This is a genomic window from Gordonia westfalica, from assembly GCF_900105725.1.
Classification (GTDB): Bacteria; Actinomycetota; Actinomycetes; order Mycobacteriales; family Mycobacteriaceae; genus Gordonia; species Gordonia westfalica.
This window is the reverse complement of the sequence record NZ_FNLM01000034.1, coordinates 4,027,458-4,044,927: the sequence shown is the minus strand read 5'-3', so window position 1 is coordinate 4,044,927 and position 17,470 is coordinate 4,027,458. Positions and strand designations below refer to the sequence as shown.

Sequence of the window (17,470 nt, the reverse complement as noted above, 5' to 3'; positions counted from 1 at the left end):
ACACTCGAACCGCACTCGCCCGACCACGGATGCCGTTCGGCGGCGACAATCCGAATTGTTACAGCAGTAAAAACTCTTGCGAATGTGTTGCCGATAACTACATGTTCTGGTTAGCATTTTACTGTCAGTAAAACCGGCCACGTCGCCCAGCGTCGCGGTTGAACACCGCGAAGCGTTGCCCGACACCGCCTCACCGTATCGCCGCGCTGTCGACGCCCGACACTCACGGCTCTGACAGCGGCACACCGTGCCGTACATCCCCTCGTGACCTCAGTTGTCGCTTAATCCCTAAGGAGACACATCTATGCATGCCGAGATTGCCGGCGCCGGCCTGTCCGGACTCGTCCTGGCCTCTGCGCTGGCGCGCAACGGCTGGACCGTTCGCGTCCACGAGAAGACCGGAGAGCTCCGAGAGATCGGCGCCGGAATCTACCTGTGGGAAAACGGTTTGCGGGCACTGGAATCCATCGGCGCCTACGATGCGGTCGTCGCGCGAGCGGAACGCCTCGACGAGCCGACGTTGCGCGATCATCACGGCCGAACCCTCCAGACCGAATGGCTGCGGAACAAGCGGCTGTACACCGTGGGCCGTCGCCACCTCCACCGATGCCTGGTCGACACCGCGACAAGCCTCGGCGTCGACATCCGGACCGAGTCCCCAATCGCAGGCGCGGAGTCGGGCGGAACGCTCATCGGCTCAGATGGCACCCACTACCCTGCTGACCTCGTGGTGGGCGCCGACGGCGTCTACTCCCGTGTGCGCGAGTCACTCGGATTGCGCACCAAGATGGTCGATCTCCGCGACGGCGGAGGTCGCCATCTCATCCCTCGTACCAGCGACGACCCGGTTCACCGCGCCATCGAACAGTGGAACGGGGGCCGGCGGATCGGCGTCGTGCCCTGCTCACCGGAGGAGACCTACGTCTTCCTCTGCTGCCCCGCAGACGACGTCGCCGGCCGACGTCAGCAGCCATTCGACCCGGAGACGTGGATCGAGAGCTTCCCGGACTTCCGCTCCCAGCTGGAACGGATCCCTACCGACGGTGAGGGCCGTTGGGCGCCGTTCTACGACGTCCACGTATCCGATTGGTACACCGGACGCGCCGCACTGCTCGGCGATGCCGCCCACGCGATGTCTCCGAACCTCGGGCAGGCCGCATGCGTGGCCATGACGAATGCGGTCGCACTCGCGTTGGCCATCGGGCAAAGCCACTCCATCGACCGAGCACTTCGTATGTGGGAGAGCGAACAACGGTCGTTGAGCGACGGCGTGCAGGCGTATTCGCGCATCTACGGGCGCGTCGGTACCCGCTGGCCGTCCAACCTCCTCGATGTGCGATCGAGCGTCGTCCGGCGCTTCCTGGGCACGCGGTCCGCACAGGGGGCAATCAACTTCGCTGCCGAGCAATTCCCCGAAGGTGAGCTCACCAAGACCTGGTGAGGTCGCCGTCCCACGCGCTGGTCAGTGCCGCTCAGTGCCGTCGTTCGTCCCCATTCTGAAACCCGTGACCCTCCGAATCACGGCTTTTCGTAAGGAGTTTGTCTCATGCGTCTCCCCCTGACCCGACTCGCGCGAGCCTCTGCGGTGCTTGCCGGGTGCACAATTCTGATCACGTCGTGTGCAGAAGACGGCAGCTCATCCGACGCGATCCGGGAGATCGACACATCCGGTCAATCCTGGAGTGTCGACGCCCTTCTCACCGACTGCGCCGCTCCCGGCGTCGATCCCGCCGGGTGCGTCGGACCGAACTCGGAGGGCAAGTACACATCGCTCTCCCGTGAGCAGGTCACCAAACCGTGGCAGTTGTGCTCGGTCCTGCCCCACATGAAGGACTCGACCTGGATCGGCATCAACTACGGTGAGGTGAGCCAGGCGAAGTCTCTCGGAGTGGGGCTGTCGACCAGCGACGCCGGCGGTTACAACAATCTCTCCGAACAGGTTTCGCAGGTCGAAAACTGCGTGTCGTCGGGTGCCGACGCGATCCTCCTCAGCGCGGTGAGTTTCGAGTCGCTGAACAACGCAGTCAAAGATGCTGTCGCGGCGGGTGTCCCGGTCATCGACGTCGGAAACGGGGTGTCCAGCAACGAGGTTGCGGGCCATGTCCTCCAGGACTACGTCGACATGGGCCGGTTGATCGGTGAACACCTCGTCTCCCTCGACCGGCCGATGCGGGTCGCCTTGCTCCCCGGCCCGGCGGGTGCCGGCTGGGCCGAGCGTTCCCGTGAGGGCTTCGAGGCCACGATCGCGGGTTCGCAGGTCACCGTTGCCGACGTCAAGTACGGGGACACCGGAAAAGAAGTGCAGCTCAAGCTGGTCGAGGACGTCTTGGCATCGAATCCCGACATCGATGCGCTGGTGGGCAACGCGGTCATGGCCGAAGCGGCCACCCAGGTTCTCGGCGAGCGCGGACTGGCCGACCGGATCGGCGTCTACACCACCTATGTGACTCCCGAACTCGTCGAGTTGATGGGCGCCGGCCGGGCCAATTGTGGCCCCTCCGAGCAGTCCAGCCTCATCGGGCAGATGGCAGTGGACTATGCCGTCCGCGTGCTCGAGGACTTGCCCGCTCCCGGTGCCGTCGAGCGATATGCGCCCGTTCCGGTGGTCGTCTGCGGCTCGGCCGAAGGCGAATTGGCCAACATCGACGAGTTCGACATGAACGGTAGTTTCGCGCCGCCGAGCTTCCGGCCGAATTACTCACTGAAGGCCGCCCAGTGAATGCCGACACGAGCGAACAACTGGTATTGCACGGCAAGGTTCTCGCGATGTCTGCTCGTTCCGACATCACGACTGTCGTGGTCCGTGACGGGGTCATCGTCGACCTTGGCGGCGATGATCTCTTCCGCCACCTCGTCGGCCTGGGAACCGAGATAACCGAGTTCGACGGTGTTCTCGCTCCGGGGTTTGTCGATCCCCACACCCACTTCTCCCAGTACGCAGCCGCACGCGCACGCGCCGTCGATTGCCGTGTGCCGACCGTTCGCACGATCTCTGAAGCGCTCGACGCCCTGAGTGACGGACTGCGCGCAGGCAGACTGTGCGGTCCCTGGCTGGTGGGCTACGGAAACCTGTTCTACGACCAGAAACTCGCCGAACGCCGGTTACCCACTCGCGACGAACTCGATTCCGTGTCCATTACCCACCCGATCGTCGTGCACTGCGGCGGTCACGTCTCGGTGCTCAACTCAGCAGCTCTGGAACTCGCCCGGGTGGAGCGGTTCCTGGGGAGCACCGAGGGCCTCTGGGGGCGCCCGGTCGTCGAACTCGACTCGGCCGGACGCCCAACCGGGGTGGTAGGCGAGATCGATCGCCACCTCGGAATCCCCGAACCGGATCACGAGGAGCTCGTCGACGCGTTCACCTCCGTGTACCGGTCGGAGTTCCTCAGGTACGGGGTCACGACCATCGGTGAAATGGTCGAATCCGAGCGGAATCTGAACGCCCTCGCCGTATCCTCGCGAAGCGGCGCGGTGCCGGCCAGGTTCGGTCTCTACGCCATGGCCCCCTCGTTCGCCCCACACGACGAGGCGTTGCAATGGGTCCGGGAAGCGACCCTGGGCGGACGCTTGAGTGCCTGCGGAACAAAGGTTTTCGCTGACGGCGGTTACTCGGCGAGAAATGCGGCGAGTCTGACCGAGTACTCCTGTGATCACGCGCCGCATCCCGGTTATCACGGCAAGCTCAACCTCGAGCGCAGCGCCTTGATCGCCGCACTCGAGTCGACGCAGGCAGCGGGCGTCCAACTCGCCATCCACGCCAACGGCACTCGTGCACAACAAGAGGCTCTCGACGCGGTTTCGGCGGCCGGACCGATACGCCGAGGAGGCGTCCGGATCGAACATCTCGGAAACGTGCTGGAGGATCCCCAGAACACCGTCCGACGCTGGCGCGACACCGGAGTCCTCCCGGTGATGCAGCCCGGGTTCCTCACCAACTTCATCGCCGATTTCGTTCCGATGCTGTTCCCCAGCACCGGAACCCGTGGCCGGATGCCGTTGCGGACGATTCTCGACGAGGGCATCTGGCCGGCGTTCAGTTCGGACGTCGCGATCGGTGGCGAGGCCGGAGCGAGCAACCCGTTCGCCACCATCGCCTCAGCGGTCGGACGAAAAGGATACTGGGGACGCCCGGTCGAACCCCACGAGGCGATCACGGTCGGCGAAGCCCTGCGGTGCCACACCCTGTCCGCGGCCGAGTCACTCGCGATGAGCGGTCACGTCGGAACCATCGAGGTCGGCGCTCATGCCGACCTGATCACGCTGGACCACGATCCCCGCGCCGTCGGTGTGGACGACATCGCCGACATCCGTGTCACGCGGACATGGATCGGTGGCGTACTCGAATTCGAGGAGGCGTACGCGTGAGCGCGGTCGTGACCCTCGAGGCGGTCGGGAAGACCTTCGGTCCGGTGACCGCCCTCGCCGACGTCTCCTTCGACATCCGGGCAGGCGAGATCCATGCGCTCATGGGTGAGAACGGCGCCGGGAAATCGACACTGATCAAAGTGCTGGCCGGTATCCATCAACACTCATCGGGCGAGGTGAGGGTCGACGACCGAGCGGTCCGGTTCAAGAACCCGAAGGAGTCCCGTTCCGTCGGCATCCGCACCGTGTTCCAGGAGCTCAGTATCGTGCCGTCGTTGACGGTGGCCGAGAACGTCGTACTCGGAGAAGCCCCCGGTTCGCGCGCTTTCGTGAACCCGAAGGACGTGCGGCGCCAGGCCGCCGAAGCGCTGGAGTTGCTCGGGGTCGAGCTCGACCTCGACCGGCCGGCGCGTTCCCTGGCACGCTCCGAGCAACAGCTGATCGAGATCGCACGCGCTCTCCGGCATCAGCCTCGTGTGCTGATCCTCGACGAGCCGACCGCCTCACTCGGACACGAGGAGAGCCGTCGTCTACTGACGATCGTGGACGGTCTGCGCGCACGTGGGGTGGCAGTGCTCTACGTGAGTCATCGCATGGCGGAGGTCGTCGAGATCGCCGACCGGGTGACGGTGCTGCGGGACGGCCGATACGTGAACACCTCCGAACGTCCGATCATCGAGGACGAACTGGTCGAACGCATGATCGGACGTCCGGCGGAGACCCTCTACCAGCACACCGCTCGCACCCCCGGCGAGGAAGTCCTCCGCGTCGAGGGACTGAACACACGTTTGCTGAGGGACGTCGCCATGCACGTCCGGCGCGGTGAGATCGTCGGCATCGCCGGACTGATCGGCTGCGGAAAGTCCGACATCGGGCGCGCCCTCTTCGGGCTCGAACCATCCACTGTCGACCGCGTCAGAGTGGGCGGCGCCGATGTTCGACCGGCACAACCGTCGAAGATGCTGCGACGCGGTCTCGTGTACTACCCGGCCGACCGTCGGCGCGAGGGACTCGTCCCGATGCGGGCGATTCGCGAGAGCATGACCCTGGGCGCTCATCGTGCCGGCGGTCTCACCACCAACGGTCTGATACGGACGAAGAACGAGCAACAACGGTGCCGCGAGTTCGCGGACAAGCTCGACATGCGCCCGCGCGATGTGGAACGCCGAGCCCAGTCCTACTCCGGCGGAAATCAGCAGAAAGCCGTTCTCGCACGCGGCCTTCTGCGCGACTCCGACGTCCACATCTTCGACGAGCCGACCGTCGGTATCGACGTCGGTGCGAAGGCCGACGTCTACCGGCTCCTCGGTTCGTACGCAGACCGCGGGTGCGGAGTGGTCATGATCTCCTCGGACCTGACCGAACTCGTGGGTGTGAGTGATCGCATCTACGTGGTCGCCGAAGGCCGGATCACCGCCCATCTCAAGGGCGCGGAGATCGATGCCGACCGCGTCGGGCGGGCCATGTTCGGCCTGCCGGCGACCCCGGATCCCGAGCCCTCTCCTCTTCCCTCCACGACAACGAAGGAGTCGGTCGCATGACCGCTGCTGCCTCAGCGCTGACCACTGTCCGCTCCGGGCGACGTTCCCTACGCCCGCTCTTGTACGACTATCTTCTTCCCGTTCTCCTCGTCGCGATGGTGGCGCTGTTCGCCGTACTCGAACCGCAATTCGTCGAGAGCTCGAATCTCGTCAACGTGGCGCGACAGTCCGTCTTCCTGCTGCTGATCACTTTGGGCCAGATGATCGTCCTCATCCACGCCCAGCTCGACCTGTCCGTCGGCGCGACAGTGGCAGCAACGAGTGTCCTCGTCGCGACCGTGACCCGAGAGGTCGTCCCTGGCGCGAGCGTCGCCCTGGGACTTCTGGTCGGCTTGGGTTTCGGTGTCGCGGTCGGCCTCGTCAACGGTGCGCTCGTCGCGTTCTGGCGAGTGCCGTCCTTCATGGCGACGCTCGGGACCACATCGATCCTCACCGGACTGGCACTCATCGTCTCGAACGGCGCTCCCGTCACCGGAATCCCGTTGAAGTTCTCCGATGTTCTCGGCACCGGACAGGTTCTCGGGATACCGGTGCCGGTCGTGCTAGGAGTCGTGGTGATGATCATCGTCGCAGTGCTCCTCGGTCGGGCACGTCTGGGACGGGACATGTACGCCGTCGGCGGTAATCCGGAAGCCGCACGCGCGGCGGGTATCAACGTGCGTCGCACCGTCATGATCGGCTTCGTGCTCTGCTCGGTCCTGGCCGCCTTCGCAGGCGTCTTGCTGACGGCTCGCGTCGGATCCGGAGAGGCCTCCCTTGGCGGTAGCTACGTCATGCTCTCGATCGCGGCCGCCGTGCTGGGCGGCACCTCGCTCTTCGGCGGTGAGGGCAAGGTCTGGCGGGTCGTCGTCGGTGTCCTGTTCCTGGGCGTGCTGAGCAACGGCATGAACCTGTTGCACGTCTCCAGCTACGTCCAACAACTCGTGATCGGCACCGTGCTCATCTGCGCGGTCGGACTGGAACGACTGAGGGAGTCGCTGTGACCCGGCTGAGCTGCTCGATCTCGTCGGCGAGAATGTAGGCTGACTGCGACATGTCGACTCCACCCCCTCCGTCCGAGGCCCCGACGAGCGGCCCCGACGACGCCGAACAGCTCGGTGCGGAAGTACGGCGGAATCGCAAGAAGCGCTCGATGACGTTGGGGCAGCTCGCAGAGCAGACCGGACTCTCCATCGGTTTCCTGTCGCTGGTGGAGCGCGGACGAACAAATCCGTCCTTCACATCGTTGCTACGAATCGCCGGCGCGCTCAACATCCCGATGTCGGCCTTGATGCCGGGCCCCGACCAGCCCGCAGACGAGAGCTCCCCGGATCCCGGCGGACGAGAGCCCCACCGACACGCAGTGCATCCCTCCGGGGTCTACCGAGATCGCTACATAACACCCGAGAACGCCAAGACGATTCAGGTGCTCGAAGCGATCCTCGAACCGGGAGACCGGTCTCGCGTGGCCCCGTACAAGCACTCGGAGGAAGAGGAACTGATCCTCGTTCTCGATGGTGAGCTCGAGTTCGACACGGGCGACACGACTCGGTTGCTGCGCGCCGGCGATGCTCTCCTCATCGATCCACGCATACCTCACTCATATCGAAATCCGGGCGAGGTCGCGGTCCGCTGGTTGTGGATCTCGGCCACCGCCTGAGCCCGAACCCGTCCTCGCCCGAGCCCGCCACTTGCGATGCGCCCGGGCACGCCCGCATACCCAGAGGAGCCCCCTCGTGCACCTCCGCACGTTCACCGTCGAAAACCCGGCCACCCTGACGTCCGTCGCGGAGGTCCCTGACATGGGTCCCGCCGAAGCCCGTGAGGCCGTCCGGCGTGCCCATCACGTCCTGGATTCCTGGGCGTCACGGGCACCACGTGACCGCTCGGACATCTTGATGCGAGCACACCGGATGATGATCGAAGACGCCGACTCACTCGCCGACCTGGTGTCCCAGGAGAACGGCAAGTCGATGTCCGACGCCCATGCCGAGATTCGTTATGCGGCAGAGTTCTTCCGCTGGTATGCAGAAGAGGCGGTCAGATCCGAGGGAACCTTCGGCGTCGCCAATTCCGGCGGCAGCCGCAACATCGTCACCCATCGTCCGGTCGGCGTGGCGGCCCTCGTCACACCGTGGAACTTCCCCGCCGCCATGGTCACGAGGAAAGTCGCGCCTGCCTTGGCCGCCGGATGTTCGGTCGTGCTCAAGCCGGCGGCCGAAACCCCGTTGACGGCAATGGCGATCGCCGACCTCCTCACCAGAGCAGATCTCCCCGACGGTGTCCTCACGACCGTCACGACAACCGATCCCGGACCGGTGGTCGACACGTGGCTCGGTGACGAGCGCGTGCGGAAACTGTCATTCACCGGGTCGACACGTGTAGGGCGTCTCCTCCTGCACGCTGCAGCCGACCGAATCATCAACTGCTCCATGGAACTCGGGGGAAACGCGCCCGTGATCATCACCGAGGATGCTGATCTCGAGCAGGCCGTCGCCGGAACCATGATCGCCAAATTCCGTAATGGCGGCCAGGCGTGCACGGCCGCAAATCGGATACTCGTGCACCGAACGGTGGCCGACGATTACGTCGCCCTCCTAGCCGCGCGAGTCGGCGACCTTGCGGTCGGCGACCCCCGTCGAGGTTCGGCCATCGGACCGATGATCAGTGCGCGAGAGCGTGACCGCCTGGTCACCCAGGTCGACACCGCAGTCGCCGGCGGCGCGCGCGTGGTCCGGCAGGCGCCGCTACCAGACCTCCCCGGGCACTTCGTCGCACCGACCGTCCTGACAGACGTGGCACCCGGATCGCCGATCCTGAACGAGGAGCTGTTCGGTCCGGTCGCTCCGGTGGTGACCTGGCAGGACGACGACGAAGTGATCGCCCTGGCCAATGCCACCGAGCACGGCCTCGCCGCCTACGTGTTCGCCGGAGACACGTTGCGGGCGATGGCGCTCGCCGAACGGATTCAGGCGGGGATGGTGGGTATCAATCGCGGTGTCGTGTCCGACCCCGCAGCTCCGTTCGGCGGGTTCAAGCAGAGCGGCCTGGGACGAGAGGGAGCTCGTGACGGTCTCCGCGCGTTCCAGGAGACGCAGTACCTCAGTGTCGACTGGCCCTTCTGACGCCGGCCCGCTTGCCCGCTCGCCCGAGATGAGCCGGCAACCGCTGTCTCGGTTGTCGGCGTCCGGGACATACGCGGGCGACCGTTCGGTGTGCTGACGGCTTCCGACATCGACGCCACCGCCGGAAGCAGGCAGACTGGTCGCCATGGCCTTTCCTCTTCGCATCGGTGTCCAGATCCAGCCCCAGCACGCTCCCGAGTACAAGCTGATCCGCGACGCGGTCCGCCGTGCCGAGGATGCGGGCGTCGACGTCGCCTTCAACTGGGACCACTTCTATCCCCTCTACGGAGCTCCCGAGGGTGAGCACTTCGAGTGCTGGACGATGCTCGGTGCGTGGGCGGAACAGACGTCGCGGGTAGAGATCGGCGCGCTGGTGACCTGCAACTCCTACCGGAATCCGGAGCTGCTCGCCGACATGGCCCGCACCGTCGACCACATCAGCGGCGGGCGTCTCATCCTCGGTGTCGGCGCCGGTTGGTTCGAGAAGGACTACGACGAGTACGGCTACGAGTTCGGAACCGTCGGCTCGCGCCTGAACGACTTCGGTGCGGCACTACCGCGGATCAAGTCGCGCCTGGCCAAGCTCAATCCCGCACCCACCCGCCACATCCCGATCCTGATCGGCGGCAGCGGCGAGAAGAAGACGCTGCGCTACATCGCCGAGCACGGCGACGCGTGGCACGGCTTCAACGACGTCGAACAGTACCGCCACAAGTCGAAGGTGCTCGCTGAGCACTGCGCAGCGGTTGGACGCGATCCCGAGACCATCGAACGTTCGTCGGCCGTGCAGTTCGACGGCGACGTCGATGCGCTGCTCCGCGATGCCGACGCGCTGGCCGCGGAGGGAGTCACCCTGCTGACCGTCGGCGTGACGGGTCCCGACTACGACCTCACCGCCGTCGAAGCCCTGTGCCGGTGGCGCGACACTCGACGTTGAGCACGTGCCGGTACCGCTCGAGGTCGGAGTCGGACATACACTCACCCGAATGCGGCGGCTGATTGGATTTGTGATCATGCATTGGGTATCAGCGTTTCGTGGTGGGTGGGGGCAAGTCGTGGCACGTCGTATCTCGGCGGCACTGGGGGCCATCGGTCTCGCGCTCGGCCTGACCCTCGTGCTGGGTGGTATCGGAGCCGGTACGGCCGCCGCCGAACCGCCTACGCGTCTGCCCACCTATGTCGTCGACTCGGCTGAGGCGATCACCCCGGCGCAGCGGGCCCAGCTCGAGGAGGCCGTCGACAAGCTGTACAACGAGCACGGCATCCAGATGTGGATCGTCTACGTCCGCAGCTTCGACGGTCTCACCAGCGAGAACTGGGCCGACCAGACCGCGGTCGCCAGCGAGCTCGGTGACCACGACGCACTGCTGGCCGTCGCGACCGAAGACCGTGCCTATCGCCTGTTCGCACCGGACAGCATCGGCGGGCTCGACCAGTCGACCCTCGAGGACGTCGCCAACGATTACGTCGTGCCGCAGCTTCGTGACGGCAAATGGGCCGAGGCCGGCCTGGGCGCGATCAACGGTCTCTCGAATGCCCTCGACCCCAGCTACACCGGTGTCATCACCGCCGGAGTCGTCGGCGGCGCCGTGGTGGTCGGCGGTGGCGGCGCGTACCTCTACTCGCGGCGGCGCAAGCAACGTCGGATCGACGGCAGCCTGGAGACCCTGCGTGAACAGGAACTGACCGTCGATCAGCTCACGGAGCAGCCTCTCGACGTGTTGGATCCGTGGTCGCGCGAGGTGCTCACCGATCTCGACAACGCCATCCGCACCAGCGAAGAGGAACTACGGCTGGCCGTCGGCGAGTTCGGCGACGCCGAGACCGCGCCGTTCACGAAGGCACTCGAACGTGCGAAACGCGATCTCGCGCAAGCTTTCACCGTCCGGCAACGCCTCGACGATGACATCCCGGAGACCGACGACGAACGCCGCCGGATGCTCGTCGAGATCATCACGTCCTGCACAGACGCCGACGGCGCGCTCGACAATCAGGTCGAGGCCTTCGACACGATGCGCAACCTGCTGATCAACGCCGACGCGCGGTTCGACGCGATCACCCAGCAGCTCATCGGCCTGCGCGCACGCCTCGACCCGGCATCACAGCAGCTCGCCGCGCTGACCGAGAAGCACGGCGAGCAGACGCTCGCGTCGATCCTGTCGAACGTCGAACTCGCCCGGCAGCAGATCGATTTCGCCGAGGCGACCGCCGACCAGGGGCGAGCCGCGAGTGCCGCACCGGTCGGACAGCAGGGTCCCGCGGTCGCCGCGATCCGCTCGGCCGAGGGCTCCATCGAGCAGGCCACCGTGCTCCTCGACGCGATCGATCATGCGGACGCGAACATCTCTGCCGCATACTCCCGCATGCCGGCGCTGATCGACGAGGTCGAGGCCGAACTCGCCGAAGCCGCGTCGCTGATCGCCGACGGCGGACCTGCGCTGGCGGCGGCCTCCACCGCCGCGCGAACCGCTCTCGACGCGGCTCGCGCCGGCTTCGACGCCGATCCGCTCGGAACGTTCACCGCCCTGGTCGACGCGGACGCCGATCTCGACGATGCACTCGACGCCGCACGGGACTCCGCCGCCGAACGCACCCGCCGCGCACAGGTGCTGACCGCCGCACTCGAGTCGGCCACCGCCAAGGTGACCGCGGCGTCGGACTTCATCGGCACCCGACGCGGCGCCGTCCAGTCCACTGCTCGTACACGTCTTGCCGAGGCGCAGCGCCTACTCCAGGCGGCGCAGAACGTTGCCGCAACCGATCCGGTCGCCGCGACCTCGTCGGCGCGTCAGGCCGGCGCTCTCGCCGACCAGGCGTTGATGGCCGCCCAGGGTGACGTCGTCCGTTGGCAGCAGTCGCAGCAACCGCGCTCCAGCGGTTCGTCAACCGCAGGCGCCGTCCTCGGCGGCATCCTCGTCGACAGCTTCCTCCGAGGCACCGTCAGCGGCGGACGCGGAGGCCACCGCGGTGGCGGATACCCGGGCGGGTTCGGCGGCGGCTTCAGCAGTGGCGGACGCAGCCCCGGCTCGTTCGGCGGCTCCGGGTCGTCGGGACGGATCGGGACCGGCGGGCGGTTCTAGGCCGTTCCGCCGGCGACACGACTCTCGCTCCCTGATCCGAAAGAAGCGACACGACTCTCGCTCCCTGATCCGAAAGAAGCGACACGACTCTCGCTCCCTGATCCGAAAGAAGCGACACGACTCTCGCTCCCTGAGGTGCGAGGAGCGTTAGCGACGAGCCTCGAAGGGCTGGTGACATCTACTCGCCGGGCCCTTCGTGGCTCGCTTCGCTCGCACCTCAGGGAGCAGAGGGCGGGGCACTTCGCTCGCACTCAGGGAGCAGAAGGCGGGGCACTTCGCTCGCACTCAGGGAGCAGAAGGCGGGGCACTTCGCTCGCACTCAGGGAGCAGAAGGCGGGGCACTTCGCTCGCACTCAGGGAGTAGAAGAGCCACCGCGCGTTGGGTTCCCGTTCACATCTGAGCACCCGGCGGTTCGCTTGGCTCTCCTAGCGTCCTGCGAGTGCGAATCCAGTTGCCGCTGTTCACCTCCGCCGGCCTCGACGCCGGGCGGTCGTCCCGCGCCCATGTGACCTGCCGCTACAAGTGCGGCGACGCCTGCCGTCACGACCCCGGGAACTCCAGCGACAACACGTACTTCCGAGACGTCGTGCGTACCGCAGCGGTCTCACGTCGAAGCGTCCTCAAGACCTCGGCAGGTGCAGCGGTCGCGGCCGGCGCGGCATCGGTGCTCGCGGCCTGTGGCGACGGCGGATCGGGTACCGGCGCATCGACTTCCGGATCAGCCTCCGGGGATGCGCTGCCGGGTATGAAGTTCACGGCCGTCCCGGCCAACACCGCGGACGCCGTGGTGATCCCCGATGGGTATCGACAGGAGATCGTGATCCGCTGGGGCGATCCCGTACTGCCCGGCGCCCCGGAGTTCGACTTCGCCAACCAGACCCCCGAGGCCCAGGCCGGCCAGTTCGGCTTCAACAACGACTTCGCCGGACTCATCCCCGTCGACGGTGCACCCGGACACTTCTACCTCGTCGCCAACCTCGAATACCCCACCGAGCCCTTCATGTTCACCGGCTACAAAGACGGTGAACCGACCGAGCAACAGGCGCGGATCGCGATGGCCGCAGTGGGTATCGCCGTTGTCGAAGTCGTCGCGCAGAACGGTTCCGGCGCCCTGAAAACCGTTGTCGGACCCAGGAATCAGCGCCTCACCGCGGCGAGTCCGTTCCGGCTGACCGGCCCTGTCGCCGGCAGCGAGTTCGTCCGGACCACCGCCGACCCCGCCGGCACCACCATTCTCGGCACCTTCGCCAACTGCTCGGGCGGTCTGACGCCGTGGGGCACGATGCTCTCCGGTGAGGAGAACTTCAACAACTACTTCGCCAACGCCGGCAAGGTCACCGACAAGACGGCCGCCGAACGCCTCGAGCGCTACTCCTTCGCCGACGATGACGACGAACACCACTGGGGCCGCTTCGACAAACGCTTCGACCTGGCCGTCGAGCCCAACGAGGCCAATCGCTTCGGCTACATCGTCGAAGTCGACCCGCACGACCCGAAAGCCGTTCCCGTCAAACACAGTTCGATGGGCCGGTTCAAACACGAATCGGCCAACATCTACGTCGTCGACAGCGGGCCCGACAAGGGCACGGTGGTCGCCTACAGCGGTGACGACGAGAAGTTCGAGTACATCTACAAGTTCGTGTCGAGCCGAAAGATCAAGAGCGGACTGTCGAAGACCGCGCGCGAACACAACATGCGCATCCTCGACGAGGGGACCTTGTACGTCGCGACGTTCACCGCCGAACCCGTCGACGGTTCCGGCGCCCTGCCCGCGGCAGGCAAGTTCGCGGGCAAAGGGTCGTGGAAGCCCCTGCTCACCGTCAACGCCGACGGTACGGCCCGGTCGTACATCGCCGGCATGTCGCCGGCCGCGGTCGCGGTGTTCACCCGCGAGGCCGCCGACGCCGTCGGTGCCACCAAGATGGACCGTCCCGAGGACATCGAGCCGAACCCGAAGACCGGCAAGGTGTACTGCGCACTGACCAACAACAGCGACCGCGGCACCGACGGCAAGGCCGCCGCCGATCTCGTGAACCCCCGCAACGAGAACAAGAACGGTCAGATCCTGGAGATGACCGACAACCACACCGGCACGGAGTTCACCTGGGAACTCCTGCTCGTCTGCGGCGACCCTGCCGCCGCCGACACCTACTACGGCGGCTTCGACAAGACCAAGGTCAGCCCGATCTCGTGTCCCGACAACGTCGCTTTCGACCCCCACGGCAACCTGTGGATCTCCACCGACGGCAACGCCCTCGACTCCAACGACGGCCTGTTCGCCGTCGCTCTCGACGGTGACCGCCGCGGCGAGACAAAGCAGTTCCTGACCGTCCCCAAGGGCGCCGAGACGTGCGGTCCGGTCATCGACAGCAACCGCATCCTGATCGCCGTGCAGCATCCCGGAGAACTCGACGACCACTCTGCGGACAACCCTGCATCGCACTGGCCCGACGGCGGCAACACCCAGCCGCGGCCGTCCGTCGTCGCGGTCTGGCGCGATGGTGGGACCCCGATCGGCGTCTGACCTTATTCCGAGCGTCGGTCGCGTGGTGGTTTCGATACGGCTCGTCGCAAGCTCCTCGCCTACTCAACCAGCAGGACTCCCACTCGTCGCAAGCTCCTCGCCTACTCAACCAGCAGGACTCCCACTCGTCGCAAGCTTGTCAACCAGCGGGACATCCGGCCAAGTGTCGGAGACCTCACAGCGCCGTCGGGTATTACTTCGAAGTTCTAAGTATTAGAATTTCTAAATGTGTCCGCACCAGATCCCGCACAGCTCGCCTCGGCCCTCCGGCCGACCATCACGCGGCTCTACCTGGCTCTGCGACGCCGAGCGCCGCTGGTCCAGCTGACCGCCGCCCAGACCTCGGCACTGAACGTCCTCGCCGATCACGGGTGGATGCGCATGGGCGAGCTCGCCGAGCGTGAGTCCGTCCGGATGCCCACCGCGACGTCGGTGGTCGACGGGATGACCAAGCACGGCCTCGTCGAACGCCGGCCCGACCCGGCCGATCGTCGTGCAGTTCTGGTCGGCCTGACCGAGCACGGACGGGAACTGGTCGAACGGATACGCCTCGGGCGCGATGTCGCGCTCACGAATGCACTGGCCAACCTCAGCGTCGAACACCGCGAAGCGCTTGCCGCGGCGGCCCCCGCACTGCGAGCACTTCGCGACGAGCTGGACCAGCACCCCGCGCAACGCACGGCCGCGCAATCCGCAGCGGCCAAGACCTGACCTGTCGAGGCGTATCCGGCCCATCTCGTCCCATATCGACAGCATCAGCTCAGAGGATCTTCATGACCGTCACCGACGACAAACTCGCGTCGAACTCCGCCACCACCCCTGACACCGAGGAACCGACATCGCTGATGTCGTTCTTCCGCGAGCAGCCGAGGGCCGTGTGGATCACCGCCTTCGCGGCCACCATCGCCTTCATGGGCATCGGCCTCGTCGACCCGATCCTGCACAGCATCGCCCAGGCGCTGAACGCTCCCCCGAACAAGCTCACCCTGCTCTTCGGTGTGTACGTCGGCGTCCAGTGCGTCGCCATGCTCCTGACCGGTTGGGCCGCATCACGTTTCGGACCCAAGCGGACCCTGACCGTCGGCCTCGTGCTGATCGTCATCGCGGCGGGCATCTCGGCCTTCGCCGGCAACATCGATCAGCTGATCGCCTTCCGCGTCATCTGGGGCCTGGGTAACGCATTGTTCCTGGCCACCGCACTGGCGTTCATCGTCTCCTCGGCGAAGGGCAGCCGGCAGGGCGCGATCATGATGTACGAGGCGGCGCTCGGCATCGGACTCGCCGTCGGACCTCTGATCGGTGCGACGCTCGGCGAATGGACCTGGCGCGCCCCCTTCGGCGGCACCGCAGTTCTCATGTTCATCGGCGCGGTGCTGTGCGCGGTGATGCTCCCCGCCGACGGCCCGCGGAACACCCGCGCCCATGTGCGGATCATCGACCCGCTCAAGGCACTCCGTAATCGCACGCTCCTGATCGCCGGTTTCGGCTCCGCCTTCTACACCGGCGCACTGTTCACCGTCATCGCCTGGGCGCCGATCGCCATGGGGCTCCGCCCGATCCACGCCGGTCTCGTCTTCTTCGGCTGGGGCCTGCTCACCGCGATCGCCGGTGTCTTCCTGGCCGGTCCGCTGGCACGCGTCATCGGCGACAAGGGCGGCGTGCTGGTGGCGATCACCGGCTACGGCATAGTGATGGCCCTTGCCGGCGTCGGAACCCTCAGCGATCAGGTCTGGCTCATCGGACTGGCCGTCGTCCTGTCCGGACTCCCCTCGGGCATCCTGAACACCCTGTTCACCGACCTCGCCATGTCGTCGGGCGGCAAAGACACCCCGCGGTCGGTCTCCAGTGCCGGCTTCAGCTTCCTGCGCTGGGCAGGCGCGGCCGTCGCCGCGGTGCTCGTCGCCTACCTCGCCGAGTGGTTCGGCGACGGCGCACCCTGGTGGTTCGCCACCGGCTATTGCGTCGTCGCGCTGGTCGCAGTGTCGCTGGTGAAGACCGCACCCAAGCACACCGTCGATCCCGACGCCGCGCTCATCGGAGCCGAGGAGTACTGATCCCACGGCCCAACAACGGATCGCGGCAACCGGTTACGAGCGCTTTCGCGAAGTGGCCGCCCACTGCCCCACCGGACGGGTACCGTCACCCGCCGTGACGCATTCGAAGGTGATCGCGGCGGTCAGAAGCTCCGAGCTCTCCCGGGACAACGCCGCCGCCCTGGTGGAGGTCTGTGCAGCGGCGGGTTCGGTGCGTGTTCAGGTCAACATCAGCGACGAACCGGTGTCACCTGCCATGCGCATCGACCAACTCGATCCACCGATCGTCGCCGTGGTGACCGTCTGGGCGGCTGACCCGGGCGCGGTGGTCACCGCGCTCGAAAGCCACCTCGACGGGGCCATCGCGGCCTGGGAGGTCACCGAACGGACTCCCCTGAACCCGCCGATACCGGCCGACGGCACGCGGGTCGACGCACTGTCGAACATCGCCTTCCTCCGCCGCCCGGCCGACCTCGACCGCGACGAATGGTTGAGCCGCTGGCTCGACGATCACACCCAGGTGGCGATCGACACCCAATCCACGTTCGGCTATGTCCAGAACGTCGTCGAACGTCCACTCACCGACGGCACTCCCCTCGTCGACGGGATCGTCGAAGAACTGTTTCCGATGACTGCCGTCTCCGACATCCATGCGTTCTACGGCAGCGCCGGCGACCAAGCCGAGCTGGATCGTCGTATGACGTTGATGCTCAACAGCATTGCGCGTTTCGGGGCGGACCGTGATCTCGACGTCGTACCGACGTCCCGCTACGACTTCGATCTCGGCGGGCGGAGCTGACCTCGATTCAGCCGGCCGGTGGA

At 66.4% G+C, this 17,470-nt stretch carries 13 protein-coding genes; all 13 read left to right on the top strand.

All coding sequences use genetic code 11. The features are described from left to right. The first annotated feature begins 304 nt into the window (after positions 1 to 304). The 13 genes from BLU62_RS23990 (at position 305) to BLU62_RS23930 (ending at position 17,447) form a co-directional block, all read left to right on the top strand. Entirely contained in the window at positions 305 to 1,441 is a 1,137-nt protein-coding gene (locus BLU62_RS23990) for an FAD-dependent oxidoreductase (RefSeq protein WP_074852376.1), read from the top strand. A gap of 105 nt (positions 1,442 to 1,546) precedes the next feature. After that, positions 1,547 to 2,719 carry a TMAO reductase system periplasmic protein TorT gene (torT, locus tag BLU62_RS23985; RefSeq protein WP_074852375.1) on the top strand — a complete coding sequence of 391 codons (1,173 nt, stop codon included), beginning with the start codon at positions 1,547 to 1,549 and terminating at the stop codon, positions 2,717 to 2,719. Positions 2,720 to 2,766: 47 nt separating this feature from the next. Next, a complete protein-coding gene (locus BLU62_RS23980; protein ID WP_074853222.1) occupies positions 2,767 to 4,365 on the top strand; it encodes an amidohydrolase in 1,599 nt (532 codons plus the stop codon). Beyond that, complete coding sequence (locus BLU62_RS23975) at positions 4,362 to 5,906, top strand: sugar ABC transporter ATP-binding protein (RefSeq protein ID WP_074852374.1); 1,545 nt, start codon at positions 4,362 to 4,364, stop codon at positions 5,904 to 5,906. The genes BLU62_RS23980 and BLU62_RS23975 overlap by 4 nt, the downstream gene beginning before the upstream one ends. Continuing rightward, on the top strand, positions 5,903 to 6,889 hold the full coding sequence (locus BLU62_RS23970; protein WP_074852373.1) for an ABC transporter permease: 987 nt from the start codon (positions 5,903 to 5,905) through the stop codon (positions 6,887 to 6,889). The genes BLU62_RS23975 and BLU62_RS23970 overlap by 4 nt, the downstream gene beginning before the upstream one ends. A 50-nt stretch (positions 6,890 to 6,939) precedes the next feature. Next, positions 6,940 to 7,545, top strand: a complete 606-nt coding sequence (locus BLU62_RS23965; RefSeq protein WP_074852372.1) for a helix-turn-helix domain-containing protein — start codon at positions 6,940 to 6,942, stop codon at positions 7,543 to 7,545. A gap of 76 nt (positions 7,546 to 7,621) precedes the next feature. Further along, a complete protein-coding gene (locus BLU62_RS23960) occupies positions 7,622 to 9,010 on the top strand; it encodes an NAD-dependent succinate-semialdehyde dehydrogenase (protein ID WP_074852371.1) in 1,389 nt (462 codons plus the stop codon). A 145-nt stretch (positions 9,011 to 9,155) separates the two neighbouring features. After that, positions 9,156 to 9,947, top strand: a complete 792-nt coding sequence (locus tag BLU62_RS23955; protein ID WP_074852370.1) for an LLM class F420-dependent oxidoreductase — start codon at positions 9,156 to 9,158, stop codon at positions 9,945 to 9,947. Between the two features lie 76 nt (positions 9,948 to 10,023). Further along, entirely contained in the window at positions 10,024 to 12,090 is a 2,067-nt protein-coding gene (locus BLU62_RS23950) for a TPM domain-containing protein (RefSeq protein WP_074853220.1), read from the top strand. Between the two features lie 440 nt (positions 12,091 to 12,530). Continuing rightward, positions 12,531 to 14,615 (top strand): PhoX family protein, encoded by a 2,085-nt coding sequence (locus tag BLU62_RS23945; RefSeq protein ID WP_074852369.1) that lies wholly within the window; start codon positions 12,531 to 12,533, stop codon positions 14,613 to 14,615. A 228-nt stretch (positions 14,616 to 14,843) separates the two neighbouring features. After that, complete coding sequence (locus tag BLU62_RS23940) at positions 14,844 to 15,326, top strand: MarR family winged helix-turn-helix transcriptional regulator (protein ID WP_074852368.1); 483 nt, start codon at positions 14,844 to 14,846, stop codon at positions 15,324 to 15,326. A 62-nt stretch (positions 15,327 to 15,388) separates the two neighbouring features. Beyond that, a complete protein-coding gene (locus tag BLU62_RS23935) occupies positions 15,389 to 16,669 on the top strand; it encodes an MFS transporter (protein WP_074852367.1) in 1,281 nt (426 codons plus the stop codon). 112 nt (positions 16,670 to 16,781) lie between these two features. Further along, entirely contained in the window at positions 16,782 to 17,447 is a 666-nt protein-coding gene (locus tag BLU62_RS23930; protein ID WP_425284609.1) for a hypothetical protein, read from the top strand. Positions 17,448 to 17,470 lie beyond the last annotated feature (23 nt).